The 23,980-nt window shown below is 55.4% G+C and carries 23 protein-coding genes and 1 pseudogene; 20 read left to right on the top strand and 4 right to left on the bottom strand.

What is annotated here, in order from left to right; translation table 11 throughout:
- The first annotated feature begins 477 nt into the window (after positions 1-477).
- The 6 genes from E2L06_RS20185 to E2L06_RS20155 all read left to right on the top strand — a co-directional run bounded on the left by E2L06_RS20185 (position 478) and on the right by E2L06_RS20155 (position 7,318).
- A complete protein-coding gene (locus E2L06_RS20185; RefSeq protein WP_138783326.1) occupies positions 478-1,755 on the top strand; it encodes a hypothetical protein in 1,278 nt (425 codons plus the stop codon).
- Between the two features lie 2 nt (positions 1,756-1,757).
- Complete coding sequence (locus E2L06_RS20180; RefSeq protein WP_138783325.1) at positions 1,758-2,828, top strand: hypothetical protein; 1,071 nt, start codon at positions 1,758-1,760, stop codon at positions 2,826-2,828.
- Positions 2,825-3,631, top strand: a complete 807-nt coding sequence (locus E2L06_RS20175; protein ID WP_138783324.1) for a DUF6339 family protein — start codon at positions 2,825-2,827, stop codon at positions 3,629-3,631. The genes E2L06_RS20180 and E2L06_RS20175 overlap by 4 nt, the downstream gene beginning before the upstream one ends.
- A 134-nt stretch (positions 3,632-3,765) precedes the next feature.
- Entirely contained in the window at positions 3,766-4,938 is a 1,173-nt protein-coding gene (locus E2L06_RS20170; protein WP_138783323.1) for an ISH3 family transposase, read from the top strand.
- Between the two features lie 875 nt (positions 4,939-5,813).
- The gene (locus E2L06_RS20160) at positions 5,814-6,374 is read left to right on the top strand and encodes a hypothetical protein (protein ID WP_138783322.1); all 561 of its coding nucleotides are present in this window, start codon (positions 5,814-5,816) and stop codon (positions 6,372-6,374) included.
- A 608-nt stretch (positions 6,375-6,982) separates the two neighbouring features.
- A complete protein-coding gene (locus E2L06_RS20155; protein ID WP_138783321.1) occupies positions 6,983-7,318 on the top strand; it encodes a hypothetical protein in 336 nt (111 codons plus the stop codon).
- 212 nt (positions 7,319-7,530) lie between these two features.
- Here the strand turns inward: E2L06_RS20155 and E2L06_RS20150 are convergent, their stop codons facing one another.
- Positions 7,531-8,346, bottom strand: coding sequence for an IS5-like element ISNpe14 family transposase (locus tag E2L06_RS20150; protein ID WP_015298633.1), 816 nt, complete (start codon positions 8,344-8,346; stop codon positions 7,531-7,533).
- 66 nt (positions 8,347-8,412) lie between these two features.
- On the opposite strand from E2L06_RS20150, the gene E2L06_RS20145 reads away from it, so the two are divergent.
- From E2L06_RS20145 to E2L06_RS20110, 9 genes and pseudogenes are all read left to right on the top strand, one after another.
- Positions 8,413-8,892, top strand: a complete 480-nt coding sequence (locus tag E2L06_RS20145; protein WP_171052448.1) for an Imm49 family immunity protein — start codon at positions 8,413-8,415, stop codon at positions 8,890-8,892.
- Positions 8,893-8,959: 67 nt separating this feature from the next.
- Entirely contained in the window at positions 8,960-9,709 is a 750-nt protein-coding gene (locus E2L06_RS20140; RefSeq protein WP_171052447.1) for an immunity 49 family protein, read from the top strand.
- Positions 9,710-9,776: 67 nt separating this feature from the next.
- Complete coding sequence (locus tag E2L06_RS20135; RefSeq protein WP_171052446.1) at positions 9,777-10,520, top strand: Imm49 family immunity protein; 744 nt, start codon at positions 9,777-9,779, stop codon at positions 10,518-10,520.
- Positions 10,521-10,797: 277 nt separating this feature from the next.
- The gene (locus tag E2L06_RS20130) at positions 10,798-11,613 is read left to right on the top strand and encodes an IS5 family transposase (RefSeq protein ID WP_138783317.1); all 816 of its coding nucleotides are present in this window, start codon (positions 10,798-10,800) and stop codon (positions 11,611-11,613) included.
- Between the two features lie 256 nt (positions 11,614-11,869).
- Positions 11,870-12,685 carry an IS5 family transposase gene (locus tag E2L06_RS20125; RefSeq protein WP_138783316.1) on the top strand — a complete coding sequence of 272 codons (816 nt, stop codon included), beginning with the start codon at positions 11,870-11,872 and terminating at the stop codon, positions 12,683-12,685.
- Positions 12,686-12,972: 287 nt separating this feature from the next.
- A pseudogene (locus tag E2L06_RS22630) lies at positions 12,973-13,272 on the top strand (hypothetical protein); the annotation flags it as partial.
- Positions 13,273-13,430: 158 nt separating this feature from the next.
- Complete coding sequence (locus E2L06_RS22145; RefSeq protein WP_171052445.1) at positions 13,431-13,595, top strand: hypothetical protein; 165 nt, start codon at positions 13,431-13,433, stop codon at positions 13,593-13,595.
- On the top strand, positions 13,595-13,795 hold the full coding sequence (locus tag E2L06_RS20115; RefSeq protein ID WP_138783315.1) for a hypothetical protein: 201 nt from the start codon (positions 13,595-13,597) through the stop codon (positions 13,793-13,795). The genes E2L06_RS22145 and E2L06_RS20115 overlap by 1 nt, the downstream gene beginning before the upstream one ends.
- A gap of 917 nt (positions 13,796-14,712) precedes the next feature.
- Complete coding sequence (locus E2L06_RS20110) at positions 14,713-16,002, top strand: orc1/cdc6 family replication initiation protein (protein WP_171052449.1); 1,290 nt, start codon at positions 14,713-14,715, stop codon at positions 16,000-16,002.
- A 1,140-nt stretch (positions 16,003-17,142) separates the two neighbouring features.
- Here E2L06_RS20110 and E2L06_RS20105 read toward each other — a convergent pair.
- Both E2L06_RS20105 and E2L06_RS20100 read right to left on the bottom strand, forming a co-directional pair.
- Positions 17,143-17,535, bottom strand: coding sequence for a hypothetical protein (locus tag E2L06_RS20105; RefSeq protein WP_138783313.1), 393 nt, complete (start codon positions 17,533-17,535; stop codon positions 17,143-17,145).
- A complete protein-coding gene (locus E2L06_RS20100; RefSeq protein ID WP_138783312.1) occupies positions 17,532-18,392 on the bottom strand; it encodes a ParA family protein in 861 nt (286 codons plus the stop codon). The genes E2L06_RS20105 and E2L06_RS20100 overlap by 4 nt, the downstream gene beginning before the upstream one ends.
- A 637-nt stretch (positions 18,393-19,029) precedes the next feature.
- Between E2L06_RS20100 and E2L06_RS20095 the strand changes: the two genes are divergently transcribed.
- From E2L06_RS20095 to E2L06_RS22625, 3 genes are read left to right on the top strand one after another with little or no spacing between them, the layout of a single operon-like run.
- The gene (locus tag E2L06_RS20095; protein WP_138783311.1) at positions 19,030-19,398 is read left to right on the top strand and encodes a UPF0175 family protein; all 369 of its coding nucleotides are present in this window, start codon (positions 19,030-19,032) and stop codon (positions 19,396-19,398) included.
- Positions 19,395-19,901, top strand: coding sequence for a twitching motility protein PilT (locus E2L06_RS20090; RefSeq protein ID WP_138783310.1), 507 nt, complete (start codon positions 19,395-19,397; stop codon positions 19,899-19,901). Before E2L06_RS20095 ends, E2L06_RS20090 begins: the two co-directional genes overlap by 4 nt.
- Before the next feature lie 59 nt (positions 19,902-19,960).
- On the top strand, positions 19,961-20,869 hold the full coding sequence (locus tag E2L06_RS22625) for a hypothetical protein (RefSeq protein ID WP_138783309.1): 909 nt from the start codon (positions 19,961-19,963) through the stop codon (positions 20,867-20,869).
- 13 nt (positions 20,870-20,882) lie between these two features.
- Here E2L06_RS22625 and E2L06_RS20080 read toward each other — a convergent pair whose 3' ends face one another.
- Positions 20,883-21,242 (bottom strand): hypothetical protein, encoded by a 360-nt coding sequence (locus E2L06_RS20080; RefSeq protein WP_138783308.1) that lies wholly within the window; start codon positions 21,240-21,242, stop codon positions 20,883-20,885.
- Positions 21,243-21,464: 222 nt separating this feature from the next.
- On the opposite strand from E2L06_RS20080, the gene E2L06_RS20075 reads away from it, so the two are divergent.
- A complete protein-coding gene (locus E2L06_RS20075; RefSeq protein ID WP_138783307.1) occupies positions 21,465-22,349 on the top strand; it encodes a plasmid pRiA4b ORF-3 family protein in 885 nt (294 codons plus the stop codon).
- A gap of 270 nt (positions 22,350-22,619) precedes the next feature.
- The gene (locus tag E2L06_RS20070) at positions 22,620-23,762 is read left to right on the top strand and encodes a tyrosine-type recombinase/integrase (protein ID WP_138783306.1); all 1,143 of its coding nucleotides are present in this window, start codon (positions 22,620-22,622) and stop codon (positions 23,760-23,762) included.
- Positions 23,763-23,980 lie beyond the last annotated feature (218 nt).

The raw sequence follows: 23,980 nt of genomic DNA, 5'->3' as shown, positions 1-23,980 counted from the left end.
GACCACGTCAAAGCAGGTGGGGATGATCAGGATGGACACGGCCTCACCGACTACGTGGAGTATTTGGATAACGGCGGAACCTTTCGGACACTCACGATTGAGGAGAAGAACGCTAAAGGGATTCAAGGGAACGAAGAGGATCAGGACTCGGATTATGCGGCATTGATCCGTGACCCCGGTGCGAGTAACAAGGGCGGAAGTACCGGCGGTCGACACGGTCTCGGGAGTACGTTGCTCTGGGTCGCGTCTGGGTTCCAGACGGTGCTGTTCAATTCGACGCTGGCAGAGGAACGGCCAGGTCAGACCTCGCCTCGACTCGTCGGTCGGTGTTTCATCCCGACTCACGAGCTGTCAGAGGGAGAGTGTTACGCGAACGACGGCTGGTTTGGCTCCGAATCGGGATTCCAACGTGACGAACTAAAGCGGCCCGAGTCGATTTGGAACGGTTGTGCCGAAGAGCTCGCGGAGGATCTGGGGATGGCACGTCCCGACGCGAACGGAACAACGATCATGATCCCAGGCTTCCGTGACCCGTCCGATCCAGCGATGGACGATCAACCATCGCCGACCGAATTGTGTGACGAATTCACGCAGGCGACGGCAGAGTACTTTTGGCCGGCTATCCGCGGGGGTAACCTCCAAGTGGAGATCGATATGTGCGGTGAAGGTACGAGACTGACCAAAGAGACGATACGAGACAACGACCTCGTTTCGCCGTTCGTCGAGTGCTTCGATCGGATTCAGGATGCACCCGACTCTTTCAATGGGCCGGGGACTGTTGCGAAGACCGATCAAGAGTACAAAATTGAGAGTAAAAAGGAGGATGAGTGCGAAGAGGACGAAGAGTATCCCACTCCAACTGATGGACACGTCACGGTAGCAGCACGAAAAGCCAACCCGAGTGATACAGATGGGGCCCCTTCTGAACGAATTGGGGAGATTGCCATGTTCAGGGGCCCAGGAATGGTGGTGAAGTACAAGCCGGGCCACCATATCGGGCACTCTGGGAAGTATCACGCACTGTTAGCCGCAGGGAAAGCACGCACACCCCCAGGAGAGCCTCATTCGTCATCCGACGAGGCTATCGACGATTTCCTCGCGATGGCCGAACCACCCATGCACGACCGTTGGTACGGGAAAAAGAACGACGAACTCAAAGCCAAATACGAGAGTGGCTGTGTAGGGTCAGCAGAGGCACTCACCACGAAGACGCTTCGAAATGCTCTCTCAACGCTCCTGTACAGTCAGTCGGATCGGTCCGGATCCATGACCCGCCCCGAACGAGATATTCTACCCCGGACCCGTTCGGACTTGCGGACCGACAACGGTCCTAAAGAACCCAGAACCCCCAGTGTCCCACGACTGTTCGAGTGGAAAATATCTGACACACCCACGGATAACGAGTGGCTATTCACCGGTTCTGTCGGTCCAAACTCCGACCGCAAGGCGATAAGCGATGGTTCGATAGAGCAGTGGAAAGCTACGTTCGAACTAGTCGCTCTGTTTGAAGACGACAAGGAGGCAGATACAGTGATCGTAGAAGACGTCGACGCAGAGGTGGCAGATGGGAGTGGGCAGATCAAGGTAGCTGAGACGAGTGAGGACGGCGAGAAGAGTCACATACAGGCCGTCGGTGACGTCAGATCCGCGACGGTTGAAATCGAAGCCCAACTCGACGGAGTCGAAGCGCGATTAGGAGAGTTGACGAAGACCCGGCTCAAACTCGTCGATGGGTCTGTCGAGGTGGGTGAGTAACTATGAGCCGCACACTCAGGCTCAACCGATCGCTGAAGTACGATACGTTCCCGCATCGATGTAATCTGGGGGAACTCGAGCTCCGTATCAAGGACTTCTCCGTCGATGGCGACGAGACAGTCAAGGCAGACGACGATTCGAATTTAGACCTCACCGAATACAGCGGGTGGTCTACGATCGAGTTTAGCCTTTCCGTAGAGGTTCCTGCCGATCTCCTTGAGGAAGTGCTTCCAGAAGCAGACGAAAGTACTGCAGAGGGTGCGTCCGCTAGTCATCCTGCGAAAGTCGTCGTAGCAGGGCACTGCGTAGACACCTACACTAGAGCAGGGACGGTGCTGGGCGACGGAATCAGCGCCGGAACGGTCAGCGACACGTTGACCATCTCTTCGGAGACCATCGCCCGTCGTGTCGATCTCAATCCCTACCTCTTGCGGTCCGATCGACTCACCGAAGAAGAAGAACGATCACTCGGATTAGGTAGAACCCACGACTACGCCACAGAACCCGGCGCTCTCTTGTCCGATGGCCGCCGGTGTCGGATTACCGTCGAAGACGAAGAGGCCGGTAGCGACGACGTGCTACAAGTGGAACGCACCTCGTTCGAAGAGGAGAACGAGGACGAGGATACGGTCTTCCCACCTGCCGATCGTATGTACTACCTCGATCTGAAACGAGATCCGAACAACCCCGTCCTCTACTTCAATGAAGACCACGATCAAGTCGTAGATATAGTCTGGAATGGCGAAGGTAGGTACGACGATCTCACTGCCGAACTCATCTGGGATCAAGTGATGTCGTCTGTCTGGGCACGAATGACGGAAGTTGCCGCTCACGAGTACGACCCCGATGCGGCGGAGTGGACCCCAGAGTGGCAACCGGCTGTATTTGAGATGTTGACTGATCATCTTTACGCGGACCGAGACGTGTCTCCGAGAAAGGCTGCAAAGTTTCTAAAAGAGGAATTAGAAGAAAGTCCAATGACAGCAACAGAACGGATCGAACAGGCAATTCAGGGACTACTAGATCCCGCTCAACAGCTCGACAATCACGCAAGGAGGATCGGAGACCGATGACGGGTTGGAATCCAGACGCCGAGTTGACGGACGGGCAGGAACTCGTCCGCCTCCGTAATGGTGCACAGAGCTTGTTGAGCAAGTACGATGAGTTCCTCAAAGGAGATTACGACAGCATTCCAGACTCGGAGGTTCAAGACCAGGTCGTTGAAACTGATCTGACGGCTGACTTGGGTACCTTGGACAATCAACTCAGAGAGATTAAGTCGGAAACTACACCTCAAACAGGAGATTCAGATCCAGAGACAGCAATCGCCGTTCACCGTAACGTGGACATCAGTCGGTCAGACGCAGCTGATTCGGGCCTTTGGAGCGCATTTTCGATGCTCTACTACCCGTGGTTCGTTCACCACCGATGGGCGTTCAACAGCGTCTCTGCGATGAAGGAGAAATTCTGGACACAAGCTAGAGCGCTAGACGGTAAAGCTAGTACTTTCGAACGCGCCTGGTGGATCGCAGAACTAACGTGTGTTGAGAAATCCGATGGGAGTATCGATTACGAGCCAACTCGGCGTGCTCTTAGCAAACGTCGGTTCTCGTTGTTGGTTTTCGACACACCTATGGCACGGTACAAACCCGCAGTGAGAGCGTTGTTAGAAGTACTCTACGACGAACCGGATGATGACGAAAAAGATGACGAAGAGGGAGGCTTGGCAGATACAAAAGTGGTAGATGAAACCATCAAGCGATTCAGAAAGTCGGGCTCCGTATTCCCGTACGAAGGCCAAACGAAGGACGAATTGGCGGATACGATACGGGATATTAGAGAGGAGGTTGAAGCAAAACATTCGACCGACGACTGAATCTCTATCGAACGCTTCCGACGGTAATATTCTTCAGTTGCTCGTTGAAGAGCCGAATCTCGGTACTTCCCGACTGGTGTAAGAGCTGGAGCTAAAGCGTTGGTCTCATGAGGAAGATGTCTGGTTGAGTGAATGTGTTCAGTATCCCTCAGCCAGACGGTGTTCTTTCGGATTCGGACGTGAAAGATTTAGCGGAGGACGTCATCTGCCAGCTCCCCTTGCCAGGGATTGAGGGCTCGCCCCCCGATCCCGGCGATATCTGGGCTGTTGTCATTCTTGCAGCAGTCAATCAGACGTCCGTCTGGGAGACGTGCAAGGACAACGACAACGCTGCCTATGATGATACTGTCATGGACTGGCTCCATACGCTCAACCGAGAGTGGCTTGAGCGGGTTGCTAACCGCTTTCTCTGGGAGTTAGCGATGACGATCCTTGACCCTGATCGGTTGAGGATCGTCTCCATTGACTTCGTCGATAACCCCTACCACGGAACGTACGCCGATAAAGAAGGTGAACTCTGCCGCATGCACGCGAAAGACGGAACAACGACGTGCCACCGGTACTGCACGGCGTATCTCGTCTCGAACGGAAAGCCAGTGACGTTGGCGATGACGTACGTCCGTAGCGATGAGAAAGAGGCCGACGCGGTCGAGCGCGTCCTCGACCGCGTCGAGGCCTATCCCTTCGAGAGAGAGCTTCTCTTGGCAGATCGTGGCTTCTACAATGAACGTATTCTGCGCCGCTCACGGGAGATTGCTTCGACTGTCGTTCCCGTCCAAAAGAAGGGCAAGCGCATGAGGAAGAAGCTGGATACGCACTGCTCGTACATGACAACCTATCGGATGTACAAAGGCCGCGAGCGGGAACTGGAATTCCCGCTCGCGGTCGCTGTGTCATATCACGCCGGAGATCGCGGGAAAAGCGGCGAGGTCGTTCGAGGCTATGTGGCGTGCGATCTGGCCGATCGCACGCCGAAACAAGTCGAACGACTCTATCGGAAACGGTCAGCGATCGAAACGAGCTACCGTGTATTTCGCCAAGCACGAGTGGTAACGACGACACAAGACCCAATTATCCGCTTCGCGTTCGTCTTGGTTGGATTCCTGTTGGAGAACCCCTGGCTTGTGCTTCGATGGGCGGTCGTCGCCCGCCCCCAGCGGGGCGGGCGCGACCTGCCCGAGGAATTCACGTTCAAGACCTTCTCTGACTGGATCAGACATGCATTAGAGGAAGAGCTAGAGCGGAGTTGGGAGATCGAGATGAACGGAACAGGTGTGCCAGAAGCATACGCGCCGGCCGCGGGCTGACGCCAGCCCGCGGCCTTGGACAAGCTCTTGGTGAGCAACAGCATTCGCCTAGAACAGCGTATCTCAGCTTTCTTACTTCACTTCTCTTCACACGTGGATTCTACTTCCTGTTCACTCAGTTACCACACTGGCATTCACTCCGTTCGTCCATGGCTCAGCACAGTTCACGAAGCGACGTTCGGGAAGTACCGAACTTGCGAGTATCGTGTGTGAGTGTCTATTCCGAGGTACATAGGACGCCTCCGTTGGGACTGTGGCGTGAACGAGAGATCCTCCTATACGTGCTCTCTGGCACAAGATTCCGCGTCTTATCACGGGCTCGGACCATTCTCTGATAACGTGCTTATCGCACCGCATGAGTTTCGGTCTCAGCCAGTCCCTAGTACCTCGTTCACGGCCTAGGCCCTTATCTGCGGGATTTTCATGGATTCTCTGTATCCAGCAAACTGCTTCTGATAGATGTTATATGAGTAATACCTGCTCCAGTAACGTCTTCCTCTGTACTGAGCAGTAGTAGTTGTCCGAGAACTCGGGTGGTCTCGGACAGGATCGGCCTGATTTCTCCTTCGAGCACCACTAATAACTATAGTAACAACTGAAACGATTTACACACTGGTCGCACAGCTGTCGTGCGATCAGGTGTGCACTGACTTTCAGTAGCTACTATAGATTGCTGTCGGTTTTTGTCCGACATGCGGGCATCACGGACGCCATCAATCTCAAACAGCACGAGAACCGTGACGATATGAAGGTCTGGCTCAGCCACGAAGTGAAACAGTTGCTCGAGGCTGCCGACGGAACCCAATAGCGGATCGTATTCGGTTTTTCTGCGCCTGAGAGGGTGAGGCGCACACTCGTGTGCCTCGAGGCCACGAATGAGTACAAACCGGCTACCCCAGAGAGACTCGCATCGAGATCGATCGACAAACGAGTACACGAGCGACCGTGATCGTAGCTATCCTGGTGATGTTGCCCGACTAAACGGACACAAACTCGTCGCGATCGACGAGTGGCTACCAGGCACGGAGCCAACTCCGTACGAAATGGACCTCACTGATGGCTACGAGTATCGCACACGCTACTGGCACTGCAGAAAGTGTAGCCAAGAACGCAACCATCGCGATGAGTTCACCACCCCCTGCGACAACCCCCAGCCGGCGACTGCCCTCGAGGCAGGTGGCTACTCGATCGATGACCCACGAACTCGCCGTGCACTGAACGAGAAGTTGGACGTCCGCTTTGCGACAGTGGGCCCGGTCTACGAGGTCGAGAGTGAGAGTGGTGCTACCTACGAGGTCGATATCGAGGCAGCGACGTGTACCTGCCTTGATTTCGAGCAGCGCCAGCCAGACGACGGCTGCAAGCATCTTCGGCGTGTCGACCTCGAGATCCGTACTGGACTTGTCCCTGCGCCGGATGGAACGTTCAGCCGCTGACTGTCGAGTGATCTCGTCACGCGAGACGGTTTGTACCCCCCGAAAGGGGTGCGGGGACTCGAAGGGAGTCCACCGCAGCAACCCATGAGAAGAAACACAGCAATCATGTCGATAGATAGTGAGACAAGACCGTTCCTGAAGCATGAGATCACCAGATGGTTCTCAAGATGCAACAGATTCGAGGAGTTCACATTGTACTCGGCGTCGACGCTGAATTCTGTGAGACAGTCGTGTCAGCATGTGAGCTACGTGAAGAGTGGTTCGCATCACACAGTGACAAAGAAGTCGGAGACCGACTGGACGCGATTGCGACAATCTGGACGCGGTCGGACGTCGACACAATCGGTCCACACTCGAGTTGCGCCGTCGCTTGGCCGGTGAAGATGGACCAGATGCGATCGATATTAATCAGCGAGCTAATGGAGACATCGAATTCGAACGTGCCAATGTCGAGAATACTGAAAAAGAGTTAATATCATATCAGGATGGAAAGCAAACTGGAGAACTGGTATCGACGAGTCTTCGGCAGGTCGACGCGCAGGAACCGACGCTTGACCGTGTCGAAGTGGTGAAAATAGGAAACGTATTCCGCGGGATAAGCTGAGATAATGGCAGATGTTCAAACTTTCGTCAATGAAGAGCGAGGAAAATTGCTCGACGGAAAAGACGGTATTAAACAAGCTATAATCACTTGTCCAACCAAAGGGAAGACTGTCGCTATCGGCCTATTGGCGATGGATGATGTCGGTCAATCGAAAGAATGGTTCGATGCACTCACCGATGAGTGGATTCACACTATCGATGTCCGTTGGAACGGATCCTATAAAAAAGAACCAAGACAATCCGCCCAGATGGGCCCCTGGAATGAGTGTATCGATGGGATTTATAGTGCGGTTTTGGGACAATCAGCCGTAGAAGAAGTTGCAGAAGAAGTGCTCTGTTGAACGCAAGACGGCGGCAGTATTGAAATTTTGATATTCAGGCAGATGGCGTTAGAACTCCTGTACTGATGGTTTTGAGATCTGGATGATGTGGGAGGAGTACAGTTCGTTGATTCTGCAACCATCAGAATTAGGTCACTTTGTGAGAACCCGTACGTGGATGACGGCGATGTCTCTGGCGGATACGTCCAGAGAAAGAGAGCAGGCGGCGAGCCCTAACTCGCCGCCTGCGATAGGTTATGCACGATACACTTGCGCGTGAGCTCTCGGAACTGGCCGTGCCAGCTCCGAGAGCGTAACTTCTCACCGTCATCCTTCAGCAGTGAGAACGCAGTCTCACTCAGTGTCCGCTGATGGTACAGATCTTCGTCCATCCGAGCGTTATGCGCTTTCTTCAGCGCATTGTGCTCTCTGTGTTTGATTAGCGGTCGTGTCGCGCCAGCGCGACACTCCTCTCTGAGATCTGACCACGAATAGTTCGCATCTGCAAGGAACTCTTGCAGGTCTTCGGCGTTGCGCCGATAGACCTGCAAGCCGATGTGTCCGTCCCACTTGCGCTTCGTCGTGAAATGAACGTCTTTGATCGCCAGTGACTCTGTATCGACCAAAATCGTTGTCTTCAGCTTGTGAAACGAGAAGCCAGCACGATTCCGGTAATGATAGCTGGTTTGATCTCGCTGGAAGCCACTGGCGTCGATTGCTGCTGTTCCCGACCAGCCAGCCTGCTCCGCACTGCGGCGGAGCAGGCTGCGGAGTTCACGCATGTCGACCTGTTGCTCCCATCGACAGAGCGTGGTGTGATCCGGCGATTTGTCGATGTTAAGCTCTTCACGGATGGCTCTGGAGTCATTGAACCATGCTTCAGTCTCTCGGAAATCTTTGTCGAGTTCCGCATGCAAGAGGATAAACGCGATCTGAGTCCACTCGGCGAACCCGCTGGCGCCGTCCGGCGCAGCGGGTTCGTCAGGGTTATCCACGTGCTGTTTGGCAAGATTCTTACACTGCCGTATGATCGGTCGTTTCGACCTCATATCGCAAGACGGCGTCCAATTCCCCACAAGCCTCACGGAAATCAGCCGAGAACAAGGCTGAAACTGGTGCTATTCGACGCTGCAACAGAGCAAGAAGAAGCCAACGAGCGTGCTACGGCAGCATTCATTGACGACCTCGAAAACCGGTCTCTGGCCCACCGCATCGATCTGGCCCGCGCTCTGAGCAGTTATCTCCTCGACACCGGAACGGTCGAGGAACACGCGACGGCGCTCGAAAATGCCGTGAAAGAGCAGGACAAACCGTGGGCTGTCGCGCGGTATCTACCCTACGTCAGGGTCCTCCGAGGACTCAACGGTACCGATGTCTCCGAGGTCGAAGCCGGCATTGACGGACTTCTCGAGTTCCATCGGGACCACGTGGCCAGCGCCCGAGACGCCGACGCCGTCCAGAAAGCCGTCGCCCTCGACGCGACAGCGATGCTCGCACTCGCGCGCCGCGAGGGCATGGCCATCACTATCGAGGACGAACTCATACCCGACGCGCTGAACGACGACGAATACTATCCAGTAGGGAACGAACGATAACGAGGGGTATCACGAGATTCCGAAGCCGACTCCAACCACAATGATACGACATGCAGTAGCCGACCTAGTGTCGACGGAACGTAACTGCCTGTTGGACGGCAAAGACGGTATCGAAGCTGCCGTCGTTACCCGACCCAATCGGGCACAGACGGTCGCCGTCGGCCTGCTTGCGCTGGGCGATGTCGACGAGGCCAAAGCCTGGTTTCGAGCACTGACAGCGGAGTTGCTCATCTACGCAGGCAACAGTTGGGACGCACAGTACGAGAAGGAACCCAGACAGTCGGCCCAGCGGGGGCCCTGGGAAGACTACGTCAACGTCATCTACTGTGCGCTACTGGGACGAGGGGAAGTCGAAGATGTCGCCGATACAGTCCACAAGCGGGCGACCGAGGAGTTTGTCGACGAACTGGAGAATCGAGACCTGGCGTTCCGGGTTGACCTCGTGCGGTCACTCAGCGGTTACATCGTGGCCGATCCATCGCTATCGGATTTCGTCGACACTCTCGAACAGCGCGTCGACGAACGCGGAAACGACTGGGACCACGACAGGTACCACGCCTACGCACAAACACTTCGCGGACTCCAGACGAGGTCGGAGCCGAAGGTCTCGGCCGGCATCGACGCCCTTCTGACGTTCCATCAGACGCATCTTGTTGGTGGAAGCGGTGTGGACGCGGTCGACAACGCAGTCGCACTGGATGCAACGGCGATGCTGGCACTGGCCCACCGGGAGGGAATGGCCATCACCGTTGACCACGACGCCATTCCGGACGCGCTGAACGACGACGAATACTATCCAGTAGGGAACGAAAGATAACGAGAGGTGTCACGAGGTTCCGAAGCCGACTCCAACCACAATGATACGACATGCAGTAGCCGACCTGGTGTCGACGGAACGTAACCGCCTGTTGGACGGCAAAGACGGCATCGAAGCTGCCGTCGTCACCCGACCCAATCGGGCACAGGCGGTCGCCGTCGGCCTGCTTGCGCTGGGCGATGTCGATGGTGCCAGCGACTGGTTTCGGGCGCTAACCGAAGAGTGGCCGATCTATGCAAACAGCAAATGGGACTCGAAGTACGAAGAGGAACCACGAAGCCCAGCATCACCAGGGCCGTGGAGCGACTACGTCGATGGGCTGTTCGCCGCCCTGCTAGCCCGCCAGAACGTCGAAGACACCACCGAAACGGTATACGCCCGGACTACAGAGCCGTTCGTAGACGAACTCGACAAGCGTGAGTTCGCCCACCGAATTGACCTCGCGCGGTCGCTAAGCTCGATCGTTCTCGATAACGACACCGCCGAACAGCATCTCGAGACGCTCGAACAGAATGTAGCCGAGCATGGGAGCGACTGGGACAGGGCACGCTATGACGCCTATATCCGATTCGTTCGAGGACTTCTCGCTGATTCCAAATCAGATGTCTTGGCCGGCATCGAAGGGCTGCTCGAGTTCCACCGTGACCATGTCGCCAGCGCCCGTGACGCCGATCCAGTCCAGAAAGCTGTCGCTCTCGACGCGACGGCGATGCTCGCACTCGCCCGCTGTAAGGGTATGGCCATCACTGTCGACCACGAGGCGATCCCCGATGCGCTGAACGACGACGAGTATTATCCCGTCGAGGGATGATAACAGAGAGACCGTCAGCTCACGAAGGCAGGTCTCGACGACGCCACCGAAGCAGTCATCAGTCAGGCCGACACCGTAGGAAAGCGGTCAGACTGTGGCGGATTCAACGAACGTCCTAAGTAGTGAACCGCCTCGGGGTCAAGCCCCGAGGCACTCGACCTGCTTTTTCGGTAGAGGACTTACTCTGCCTTGTTTTGCCGCCGAATGACGACAGTCTCAGACGCTCTCACGGTTATCTTCCGTCAGATTAACCGGGAAATGGACGCCGTCTGGCGATATGGCATCGCTCAGACGGCTAGCGCGAATGTGTCGAGACCTTGCCAAACAGCACGTTGACGATCCGGACGTACCCGCCGCGCCGGACGGCGCGGACGGGTACGCCAAGTGGACACAGATCGCGTTGATTCTGTTCCGCGTAGAACTGGAGAAGAGCCTCCGTGAAACTGAAGACTACCTCAACGAGATGCCAGCTGTTCTTGCTGTATTTGATCTCGACGAGGCACCGCACTACAGTTCGCTGTCCCGATGGGAACAACAGTATCGAATGCGTGAACTCCGCCGCCTGCTCCGCCGAAGCGCGGAGCAGGCGGGCTGGAGTGGCGAAGCCGCGATTGACGCGAGTGGCTTCCAGCGCGATCAAACCAGCCATCATTACCGTGACCGGGCAGGCTTCTCGTATCGGTCGCTGAAGACGACGATCTTGATCGACGTAAACTCGCTAGCAATCAAGGACGTTCATTTTACGACGCAGAAGGCGTGGGATGGTCACATTGGGATGCAGGTCTTCCGCCGGAACGCGGAAGACCTGCGTGTGTTGTCTGCTGACGCAAACTACTCGTGGAGCGACCTCCGCGAGGAGTGTCGCTCCAACTCAACTCGACCGTTGATCAAGCACAGGGAACAGACACCGTTACAGAAGGCTCACAACGCCCGGATGAACGAGGACTACAACCAGCGCTGGATGAGTGAAACCGGCTTCTCGCAGTTGAAGCAAGACGACGGCGAGAAGCTCCGCTCCCGGAGCTGGCACGGCCAGTTCCGGGAGCTAACTCGCAAGTGCATCGTGCATAACCTAACGCAGGCGGCGAGTTAGGGCTCGCCGCCTGCTCCCCTTTTCCGGACGTATCCGGGAGAGGCATCGCCGTCGTCACCGGAACAACGGAGCAAGGTACCATAGTTTTGACTCATCAGCAATCGCTGTGACTGACAGCTACTGCATCTTCTGAGGTCGAAAAGTCGTCTCTAACGCCGTAAAATTGCCTTGTTTTGCCGCCGAATGACGACAGCCTCAGACGCTCTCACGGTTATCTTCCGTCAGATTAACTGGGAAATGGACGCCGTCTGGCGATATGGCATCGCTCAGACGGCTAGCGCGAATGTGTCGAGACCTTGCCAAACAGCACGTTGACAATCCGGACGTACCCGCCGCGCCGGACGGCGCGGACGGGTACGCCAAGTGGACACAGATCGCGTTAATTCTGTTCCGCGTCGAACTGGAGAAGAGCCTCCGTGAAACTGAAGACTACCTCAACGAGATGCCAGGTGTTCTTGCTGTATTCGATCTCGACGAGGCACCGCACTACAGTTCGTTCTGCCGGTGGGAAGACGAGTATCGGATGCGTGAACTCCGCCGCCTGCTCCGCCGAAGCGCGGAGCAGGCGGGCTGGAGTGGTGAAGCTGCGATTGATGCAAGTGGCTTCCAGCGCGATCAAACCAGCTACCACTACCGCGACCGAGCGAACTACTCATTCCAGTCGATGAAGACAACGATCTTGATCGACGTGAACTCACTGGCGATCAAGGACGTTCATTTTACGACGCAGAAGGCCTGGGACGGCCACATCGGGATGCAGGTCTTCCGCCGGAATGCGGAAGACCTGCGTGTGTTGTCTGCTGACGCGAACTACTCGTGGAGCGACCTCCGTGAGGAGTGTCGCTCCGAGTCAACGCGACCGTTGATCAAGCACAGGGAGCAGACACCGTTGCAGAAGGCCCACAACGCCCGAATGAACGATGACTACAACCAGCGCTGGATGAGTGAGACAGGCTTCTCGCAGTTGAAGGAAGACGACGGCGAGAAGCTGCGCTCCCGGAGCTGGCACGGCCAGTTCCGGGAGCTGACTCGCAAGTGCATCGTGCATAACCTGACGCAGGCGGCGAGTTAGGCTCGCCGCCTGCTCCCCTTCTCCGGACGTATCCGGGAGAAGCATCGCCGTCGTCACCGGAACAACGGAGCAAGGTACCATAGTTTTGACTCATCAGCAATCGCTGTGAGTGACAGCTACTGCATCTTCTGAGGTCGAAAAGTCGTCTCTAACGCCGTGAAATTGTAGATCAGCAACCCCACCCGACGCTGTCTTGCGTTCAACAAGGCAACTTACTCACAGCACAGGCACAGAATTAAACGGCTCAACCTACAGCCCAGCCAGGATTGGCGAACTCTATTTTCTCTTGGAGAAGTTGTTGCAGGAAGTGCGTCCAAGAACGCAACCGCCGCGACGGGTTCACCGGCCACTGTGATGATTTTCAGCCGGAGACTGCACTCGAGGCAGGAGACTACTCGATCAACGACCCACGAACACGCCGTGCACTGAACGAAAGGCTGGACGTCGGCTTTGCAAAACTGGGTCCGCTCTACGAGGTCAATTTCGAGCAGCGCCAGCCAAACAATGGCTGCAAGCATCTTCGCCGTGTCGACCTCGAGATCCGGACGGGACTTGTCCCTGCGCCAGATGGCACGTTCAGCCACTAACCGTCGATCGACCTCGTTACTCGAGACGGTTTGTATCCCCCAGAAGGGGTACGGGGGCTCGAAGGGAGTCCACCGTAGCAACCCATGAGACAACGAGAGACAGCAATCACATCGACAGCCACTGAAACACCTCAGCTCCTGAACCGAGGGATCGGCAGATGACTGACCGCAATGAGTGTCGGATGCCGACGTGTTCAGAACCTGCTCGCGATCGGGCAGGATATGCTGGTCGGTTCTGTTCGGACAGCTGTGAGGTCCGCTACGAGCACCTCCAAGCGGACGCTCGAGATGCTGCAGTGGACGAAGCCGAGGATCGGTACTGATGCTCGAGCAGATCGATCACCGTGGTAAGCGGTTCACGATCGATGACGAGGACGTTGTCGACGACATTGCTCGTGAACGGTGTCGGCAAGCCGAACTGCTCGAACGGCAGGCTCAACAAGAGATCCGTGAACTCGAGCGTGCGAAGGCAGTTGCCGGTCCAGCTGGGAAACACCCCGATACTGAGGTTCTCGAGCGATGATATCGGGCTGAACTCTTAAGATACGTAATTCGATCCCTGATCTCCGTGACTTCGAGGATGAGGTCATTCGCTAGTTCGTCGAGTTCCTGACGGATTTCGAATCCCCGGTAGTATCGGTTCGTCAGCTCTTGGACGCGGTCATCGCTCAGTGTGGCCACTCCGTACCGCTCCTCAAGATCGATCAGGACCTCGTTGACGAAGGTGACGAACTGGTCGTCGTCGCGCCCAGCGCAGGGTAGCCGGCGTTCAGTGATCGAACCTCAGAATACCAGACAATCACGATATAAAGGACCCGTCAGACCTGACTTGTAGTTTGAGAAGAATGTTAAATCTCTGTCCCGCTTTCGAGTAGTAAGCTTGGAAGTCAGGCTTAGCTCCCCGTGTACGAATCAAAAACCAGTAAGAAGCATCACAGAGAATGCCAGAAGGAACCGGTTTTCACATCGATGGCGGGGGGTGTGAGATGACAGTTACACTTCGAAGACGGGGTGTCAGACGCATAGCTTACACATCGATGGCGGGGAGTGGGGAGCATAGTGACAGAAACATAACGCACAGGTTCATAGGAAATCGAGGGAGCACGATTTACACATCGACGACGGGGAGCCTCCGGACGGCTATACTTCGGTGGAGGTCTACTCTCCAGAAACATGGAACAGTCGAATACTCGCTTTATGCACTCTAGATCCACCAGATAAACATCGATGGAGGTGAATCTTTTTAGTGCTCGATTGAGCAGCAAGTATATGGTCGGTAGTAATCAGGATGGTGCGAATCAATCTACTCTCGATGGTGGAACTCGGTCAGAAGATGGCGGTGGGCAAACAAACACGTCTGGTGGGGAGTCCACAGATGAGATTGCATCCGAAAGGAATGACACATCTACTAAAGATAGTACCCAGCGATCAATTCGGGAAATGCTCGACGATGAGGGGGAATCATCGGTTTTCGTCAATCGAGATCTCGTTGAGCCAGACACGATAATCGACGAAGAACGGATAGTTGGTCGTGACGATCAGCTCGAATCGGTCGTTTCGTTTCTGAAACCGACCCTCCAAGGAAATCGCCCTCCGAACATGCTACTGTACGGGCCCGCCGGGACGGGGAAATCACTCATCATCGGAGCAGTCACACAACAGATAATCGAACTCTGTAAGTCGAAGGGAGAACGGTTCGGAGTCGTCGATATAAACTGCCAGCCGATTAATACTCTGGACCAAGCGGTCTATGAACTCGTCCAGACCGTCGCGAAAGATGTCGATGTCGACATCGGCGTTCCTGAAACGGGTGTCTCCACGAAGCGCAAGTATAGACGGCTGTACGAACTCATCAACGAATACTACGACTCAGTCATCTTTATCCTCGACGAGATCGACCTGCTTGTCGGCCGCCGAGCAAACGAAGAACCCGCCTATTCGAAGCTACTGTATCAGCTGTCGCGCGCGAGTAATACGAACGAAATTGAAGGACGTGTCTCGGTCGCAGCGTTAACAAATGACCCGAAGTTCATGGAGGACATCGACGGACGGGCCGAGAGTTCGTTCAACCCACGAGATATTTACTTTCCTGATTACGATGCGAACCAGTTGCGTGAAATCCTCGAAAATCGTCGTGACGCCTTCCGACAAGACGCCCTCGAGGATGACGTGATTCCGCTTGTAGCGGCGTTCGCAGCGCAAAGCCACGGTGACGCACGAAAGGCTATCGACCTCTTCCGAGGTGCTGGCGACCTTGCGGATGAGCGTGGAAACGAGATAGTCACAGAGGACCACGTTCGTGAGTCCCAAGAGGAGATCGACAAAGATCGCTCACTGAAACTCGTAGAGGGGCTTACCACGCAAAAGAAAATCTCGCTGTACGCGACCGCAGCTGTCGTCTGCTACTCGAAACAAACAGGGAGTTCTGTCCCAAGCCCGGTCGGGTTCAAAGTCTATCAGTGGGTCACTGATGAGCTCGATGCAGACCAGATGACGCGAGAGACGTACGTCAAATACGTCAAGGAGCTCTCTACCTATGGATTGATTTCAACATCGCGAAAGAGTCGAGGACGAGGAGGAGGAATGTACATGGAATTTACTTTCACGGGAGATCCGAAAGCGATAATGAACCGGATCGTCGACGACACGCGGTTAGAGGGGATCGTTGAGCAAAAGAATCTCCTCCAGACAATCGTCAACGCACAACTGGATGAGTTCCACAAGCAGTAGAACAAATTAGGCATTTAGAGACTGTTTTGTGTGCCCCTCCCCCCGTGTTCGATGTGTAAACCCGACCTGCTAGGAGGTAAGGTACTCGAGAGGAGTGGAGACATGGATCGTCGATCAGACTGAGGGGTCAGGAGATATGCGAGAGAAACCGTTCAATAGGAGAATTCGTGACCCCCTCCCCCCGTCATCGATGTGTAAATCACGGGAAGGTGGGGTTTCTATCTGGAGATGATGATGGCTCGATGGGAGAAAGAGACCACAAGAGTCCTGAAAACGACACTGAAAGCGAATGGAACAAGAACTACAATAGATGTTGTCGATGTTCGGTTAGTCGAAGTGTATTCTTCCTAACTCTTGTTCTTAGTTCTACTACGGATCTGGTTGTCGTGTATCACACATAAAACTTTCCTATATATTAGGCATTTGTTATTCAAACGCAATTCTGGATCTTGAGCCTGTCTCCGGCGAGTTTCTGGGGGTATTGATGCTTTTAGAAGCTTTCTCGTTCTTACCCCCACTCCTTCTGCACAGTTTTACACATCGATGACGGGGGGAGGGAGTGGCTTTGAGATATCCCACGAATGAATCTGGCCAATTCGCGGCGAGTGTCAGCTCGTCAACGTGGCGGTTCAGATCCTAACTCCAGTAGCACCTTGTTTCACCTTCCAAACTCGCATCGAGATGCTCTCTCCGAGTATCTGATACACTCGATCATTTGTTCTCTAGTGGGTGATCCTCCGACTTCGTCAGCCAACTCGTACAGTGCAGTGGTTAGTTTCTCTCGAGGAATTTTGTTCTGGCCGCCCCGCATATCGATTTCCGACACACCGGTCTGATCACTATCAGCAGTGTATCTCCCGAACTTCCTTCTAACAGCGGATACCGAGTATTCCCCGAGTTTGTCGTAGTCGGTTTTGACTATGACTTGCCCGATTCCTAGTGCGATCTGGGACGGTCGTGTTTACGTACCAATTCTCTCGAGGCGGCTGCATGTACATTCTCTCTGCTGGCTGACTCCCATGCAAACGATATCTATAACATATGCGAAAACGTAAGCGCAAACGTAAGCGCAAACGCACACGAATGCGGAGGCGAAAACGCGAACGATAACGTGAACGTGTGCGATACCGAAAACGAGCGTTACAGGTTCTGTCGGGCGTGTTCACCAACAGCGTCGTTCAAGTCAACCATCGTCTCCTCGGCGGCAGCCTGGAGCCCGACTCGGAGGGCAAGCCGGACGATTTCACTTCGGTCGAACACCTCGGAGTGCTCGCGTCCGAGTTCGTCCTCGAGTGCCTGTCCGACCGACTGCATTCTGTCTTCGTTCCCGTCGGCATCGAGCGTCGCCAGTAACGCGGCGATTGGTTGGTCACGGACAGCGATCGTTTTCCCCAACTCGCCCTGTTCGATCGCCTCGAGCGCATCAACGATCTCGTCGGTGAACGTCGTCGGCCCCTCAGTGTCGACTTCATCGTTGCGGTCGCCGCGTTGGGTCGCCGCTTTGAGTTCCTCGAGTTCAGCATCGTCGGTCATGCTGAACCATCCAGGCGACGCTGGAGTGCGGTTGCGTTCTCGAGGAATGCCTCGCGTGCGCGTTCGGCAGTCGTGGACGGTTCCTCGAGTGCGAAGACCGTCTGGCCGTCGTCGGCGGCGTTGCGAATGTCCTGGCTGACGGGGACGTGTGCGGGCGCGATCGCGTCGGCATAGTCTTCGTCGAAGGCTTCCAGGTATTCATTCGCGAGGTTAGTCCGGCGGTCGACCTTGTTCGGCAAGACCATCGCCAGTTCGACGGAGACGTTGAAGCGATCGTGAATCTTCTCGAGGTCATTTCGGAGTGCTGCCGCCTGTTCGCTCTCAAACGGCCCCATTTCGACGGGCGCAATGACGTGTTTGGTTGCCCACAGGCCGTTGTACGAGACGTTGTTCGTCAACCCCGGTAGGTCGATAATCACGGTGTCGTAGCGATCGTCGATGTACTCATCGAGGAACTGTTCGAGTCTTGAGTATCGCTCGCGGGCATCGTCGATGTTCCCGAGGTCGGCGTCAAGCGAGTCGAGCCCTGGATGGGCTGGAATCAGATCGACGCCCTCGTCGGTCTCGATAATCAGGCTCTCGACGGCCGCGTCACCGAGTTTCGTAGCGATCTGATCCCACTCCTCGGCGAAAACCGTCGAAATGTTCGGCCAGTCGTCATCCTCATCGATCTGCTCTTGCACCTCTTCCCACACGCCGAAGTGTTTCGCGAGGTCGCCCTGTTTTCCAGCAAGGTCGATCAGCAACACGTCTTCGCCGGCTTCGGCGAGTGCAACGCCGAGATGGGCCGCAGAGGTCGTCTTCCCGGTACCGCCTTTGTCGAGGAACGTGGCGGCGCGTTTCGTTGTCGTAGACATTTGCGTAACCGTTTGCGCAAACGTTTGCATCGCATATAAATGATTTCGTGACAGTGTTCTTGAAGCGATAGTTGTCAGATCAGCGTTTCGTCGCCCATCGGCCTCACCCCACGGGACGAATTTGAGGCGCTCACGTTCGGAGGTCACACTGTCGAGTTCCCACCCGGCGCGACGGGCGATAACCAAGGCGTTGGTGACGTAGTCGACGGGATGTGTGAGGCCATCTCTTCGATCTCACACCACTCTAGATCGTCATACAGTATTTTGATGAGCGCCTCGGGAGTCACACTCAACAGGTGAACAAACTCCTCGAATGTCGGATCGTCGCGAGCGGTCTCTTTGGCCTACTCGAGTTCTGACGGGATGGGTCGTCACGGGGCAGCACGAAAGTCGGGTTCAGTCTCGTCGACGGTCGTCTCGTTGGTGTCACTCGTCATGGGCGCTCACCGTCCGTGCCGATCTTGCCTTTCGACGGCCGGTCGTCGGTCTCTCTACAGTAGATGATTGGCACACGTTGTCGCCACTATCCTATTGAGTGAGCGGCAGGAACGGCAGAAGTTGGTACCGTCCCTCTCAATGCATACAGCATTCTGGCGCAGTTCATAAATAGTATGAAGGCGTAGTCTGAAATAGAACGATGCCACGAATAACCGGGTCGTATCCAGACGACCTCGACCTCCTCATTGAGGGTGCTGTCGAGGCTGGTGTATTTGGTGGCAAGAGCGATGCGCTGCGAGAGTTCGTGCGTGAATATTTCGAGGACCATGAAAACGAGCGTATTGCAGCTGCGGTCGCTCTCTACGAACGCGAGCGGATCACGCTCGGTGATGCTGCGAGACTCGCTGATGTCGACCGCTGGACAATGCGTGATATCCTCCGCGAGCATGGCGTCGAACTCCGCCTCGGGCTCGTTGACGAAGACGACGCAGCCTACGAGGTCGAGGCAGCGAGCGAGCTCGAATTCGGTGATGAGGACTCGGACGACGAAGAGTCACGTGCGAAATGACAGGTGACGATATTCCAGCGAACCCGAGCGTCCTGAACACGACTGTCCTCTCGAATTTTGCTTATATCGACCAGCTGTGGGTTGTTGCAGGACTCTCTGGAATCTGTGGGGTTCCAGTCGTTCGCGAGGAACTCGAAAACGGCGTTGATGATCATCCATATCTCCAGCCAGCACTCGATACACTCGACGACCAGATTCCAGTCGCGACGATTTCGGACACAGTCGCAAACAGAGAAGCAGTCGTCAGTAGTCATCTTGATCCCGGTGAAGCACAGGCGTTCGCCCTCGCTGACGCACACGACGGCCGACTGCTAACCGACGACGGGGATGCCCGATCGTTTGCAAAAGAACAGGGCGTAACCGTTGTCGGGTCGGTTGGGGTTCTGTTGGCTGCAATCGATGCTGGGAAGATCGATGAAACGACTGCTGACGAGTGGCTGTCGACATGGATCGATGAAATTGGGTACTATGTCCCGTATCGTACGATCTCGGAATATCGATGACGGGCTTGCTTGAAGTTCGAAACGCCTGATTAGTGTGACCGTGAACACGTCTATTACTAATGAATGAAGCCGACAGACGGCTGTCTGAAGACAGCGAGCAACGGTTTCTGGATCTCTACGCACATCTGTTGGTATACGTCAACGGCCAATTCGATGTTATCGAAGAAATCGAAACGGTCGCTGATCTGGAACAGTACTACACTGACGAGCTTCTCCCGCTCCGAAACACGCTGTATAACGAGGAAACGACGGACCTGATAGAGGACTTTATTGAAGAGAACCCTGCCGATCTATCGGAGGCTGATCTCGAACAGGTCGAAGCATGGACTGACTTCGTCGCCGGAGAGTTCGTTGTCGTTCGCTATCGAGAGAACGACGCGATCTTCCTCGATTGGACAGAACCACCGAAAGCATATGCAGTCCGCCCGGCTCGGCTTCCGTTTGCCGACCTATGGGATGAATCTGAACTTCCGGTGCCGGTTTCGAGTGTCGTTCTGCTGCCGTTCGAGGACCAAATCGTCTGCGATGGCTGGATCGGAATCAAGAACATCCTCTTCGGGGGCTCGCTCAGTGCGGACATCGACGACGAGTACGAGGATGCCAAACATCGCTTCGGCGTAATAGACTCGCTTCCAGCACCTGAGGAAGACAAAAAGACAGACACCGAAGAGTTGCGCTTCTACATGAAGAACAAGCGCAACCGAGAGCGATATGCGTCGGAGATCAAGCAGTTGCGAGAGAAAAACGACGAACTAGAGCGGATTTACCATCAGGAGATGGGGAAAGCCCGTGCCCGAAGCTTGGGTCGCGAACTGCGCGAGCTAGAACTTAACGAGGCCTATGTAGCGATCTACGACGACCGGATCGTCACGAGTGCTCCCACCGAATCCGAAGTTCGCGAGCTACTGGAAGAGATTATGCCCGCTGGGAAGGCTAACCTCCCTTACATTTACCACTTCGATCCGTGAGCGATTGATCGGTCTATGACTGGAGTTGCGTGACAGTCGAGGCGATTTCGCTTTTGGTCGGTTCCCCGGTAAACTCGACAACTCTATCGTCTACACCGAAGGCGTATCTCTGGTAGGAGACGTCGACGTGAATCCAGCATTCGATGTCAGCGTCTGTCGCGTTATATTCGCCCTCACTTGCGTTCTCTCCTTGTTTCAGCACATCAAGCAGGTATTCTTCGATACGCGACGCGTTCGAGATTCGCAAGAGATGATCGGCAGCGATGTTGTCCAGCACCTCTGCTGGGGTTCCATATCCCTCGCCTACGAGATAGAACTCGCCATAGTACTCGTGTGACTCGATCTGAACACAGAGTGTATATGTTTCAGCCATATCTGTATTTGACAGAGGCCATCCATCAGAATGCCTATTCACAGATCACTACCCAATAGTATCTGTACCGATGGCTCCGTGAGCAAGGTTTAGTCCAGATACTGTGCAACTACGTCATATGTCTTCCACTGCCAGTTGGCACACGATCCGTGACGAAATCGAAGACCTAGAACAGCATATCGATGATCTCACCAGTTTCCACACAGGAACAGAGTTCCAAGGATGACTGCCTACCGCTTTCGCATCAAATTCGATCCGGATCCTACATCGCTGTGGCGGGATATCGTCGTCGGTGCAGACAGAACGATCACCGAGTTGCAGTCGGCGATCAACCCCGCAGTCGGACTTGATCAGGGCCATCTCTGGTTCGTTGGAGAGGATGAGGACTACTGGAACAGTGCTGTCAAATACCAGTGTCCGCAGGAATACGAGGAGTCACTCAGTGGCGACCCACTGTTGCGTACCGAGCGGATCGAGAACGCTGGGGACGTGACGATCGGCGAGATGACCCGCCAACTCGGGCTCGAACAGTACGATCGCATATGCTATCTGTATGACTACGGCGATGAATGGCGGTTCTACGCCATTTTGAAAGAGGTCCTCAGCGACGAGCCGAGTGACAAAGAGCCGGACATCGTGAAAGAGAAAGGCGATCCAATCAATGACCAGTACGATCCGCCGGAAACCGGTGAGAGCGATCCTCCCCTTCCTGAACCACTCTATTCAGTGCTCCCCGAAACCGCTGTCCCTGTTGCGGATCTTCGTGAGCTGGAAGAGCGCGATCGTGTCGTCCACATCATTCCACTACTCAGTCTCGAAACTGGGTTTGGGGCAGTCTGCGAGCGGTTTGCAATTCAGTTTGAGGACACGGGGTACGTCATCGAAAACTTTCAGCCGGGATGGCAGATCGTTGAGGAAGTTGATGGAGTAGACAAGACCGAGGAAGAACTTCTAGCAGCCCTTGCGGATGCAGTGCGTGAGTGGCACGCTGAAATCGCGGAGATCTCTGGTGCAGTGACGGGACAGCATTTCGACGAGGAGACTGTCGAAGCGATGCATGTCGAACTGGAAGCAGAACTCGAACGCAAGGGGTATGGCCATCTTTAAAAATCATTTTGGCGTGAGAATTAGGTACGGAATCTGATTCTGCTCAGATCTCGTGCTCGAGCGCGTGCGCGAGAAACTGAGGGCCGAAACTGTGGGTAGCCGCCGAGAAAAAAATCTATACAGCTGTATTTGGTTTATGAGATGTGATTTTGCACGCTCGAGCACTCGAGACTGTCGAAATCAACCGCTAGAGGGTTTTCACATTCACTTGGTCAAAGCCCAGTTTAACCAAGGGACTTTACAAGGGTCGACACTGTACCCCACATACGAATGTCTGGATCAACGGAATCACGGGCTTCCTCCGGGGGGACGACCGTCCACGAAGCCATCGAGAGCTACCTGCGCTATAAGATCAATGCCGACGGGTCGAAGACGACCATGCGCTCACCACTGCGTGAGTTCGCTGACCACTGTCGAGACGAGCGTGATCTCGAGTTCGTCGACGAGCTCACACCCCATGATGTCCGCAGTTACAGCGAACACCTCTACGACCGCGTCGTAATCGACGAGAACCTGGCGGCTTCAACCGCTCACAACTACTTCGCGTACGTCCGGGCCTTTCTCTCGTGGTCGGTGCGAGAACAACATCTCGAGTCGAACCCGGCGAATACGAACACCGCGATGGACCCGCTGCCAGAGGACGACGGGAAACGCAAGCGCCAGTATTGGTCTCAAGAAGACCGCGAGATGTTGCTCGAGTACGCCACCAAGCGCGTGGACATGGCCTTGGAAGAAACCATCCGGACTGACGCGGAGACGGCCTTCCGTGACCGGGCGATTGTCGTCATGCTCGATGGCACGGGGGCGCGTGGTGCTGAGTTGTTCGCTGATCCGAAAGACGATAAACGAAACGGCCTCCAGTGGAAGGACGTCGATTTCGACGAACGGCTGATCGAAGTCTACGGCAAGTCCCGTGAGTACGAACAGGCCCCGTTTCCTGCGAGTGTCCACGATGTCCTCAAGCGATGGTACCGGGTGCAAGAGCCGATGACCGAGGCGTGGCCCGTCTTTCCGACCGGTCACTACGGCTCGAAAAAGCGTACGCTCGAGGATGCACTCGGCGAGAAGGCAGTCTCTCGGGCGCTCGAGGAGAGGGGTGATGCCGGTAAGACCGAGGTGCTTGACCGTCTACATCGCGAGCACGAGGTTCCGCCGCCGTCGATCTCGAAAGAGGGCGTTCGCCGACTGCTGAAACGGCTCACCGACGAAGCCGGGATCGATCCGGACGGCGAGTACGACTATCTGACGCTGCACGGCGCTCGCCGGGCACTTGGACGCGACCTCTATACCAGCGGGATGTCCGAAAAAGCTCAAGAAGCGTTACGACACAACTCGATCGAGACCACCCACGAGGCCTACGCCGATGTCAAGATAAAGGATGTCTCCGATTCGATTGATGACGTTCGTGAGTGAGAACGAACTCGAGTCGTACATCCGAACACTGTCGCGCCGCCGCAACCTCGCGGACAGCACTGTCGAGACGAAACGCTCACGACTGGCGACCTACGCACGGCTGTGTCGAGACGTGCATGGCAGCGCCGATCTTGTCGGTCGCCTCGACGACCTAGAGCGGACGGAAATAGGTTGGGCCGCCATCGGTAGCAACAGTCTCTTTGACGTGGTGGTGAGTA

This window comes from Haloterrigena sp. H1 (assembly GCF_005938085.1).
Taxonomy (GTDB): Archaea; Halobacteriota; Halobacteria; order Halobacteriales; family Natrialbaceae; genus Natrinema.
This window is presented reverse-complemented; position numbering and strand designations above follow the sequence as displayed.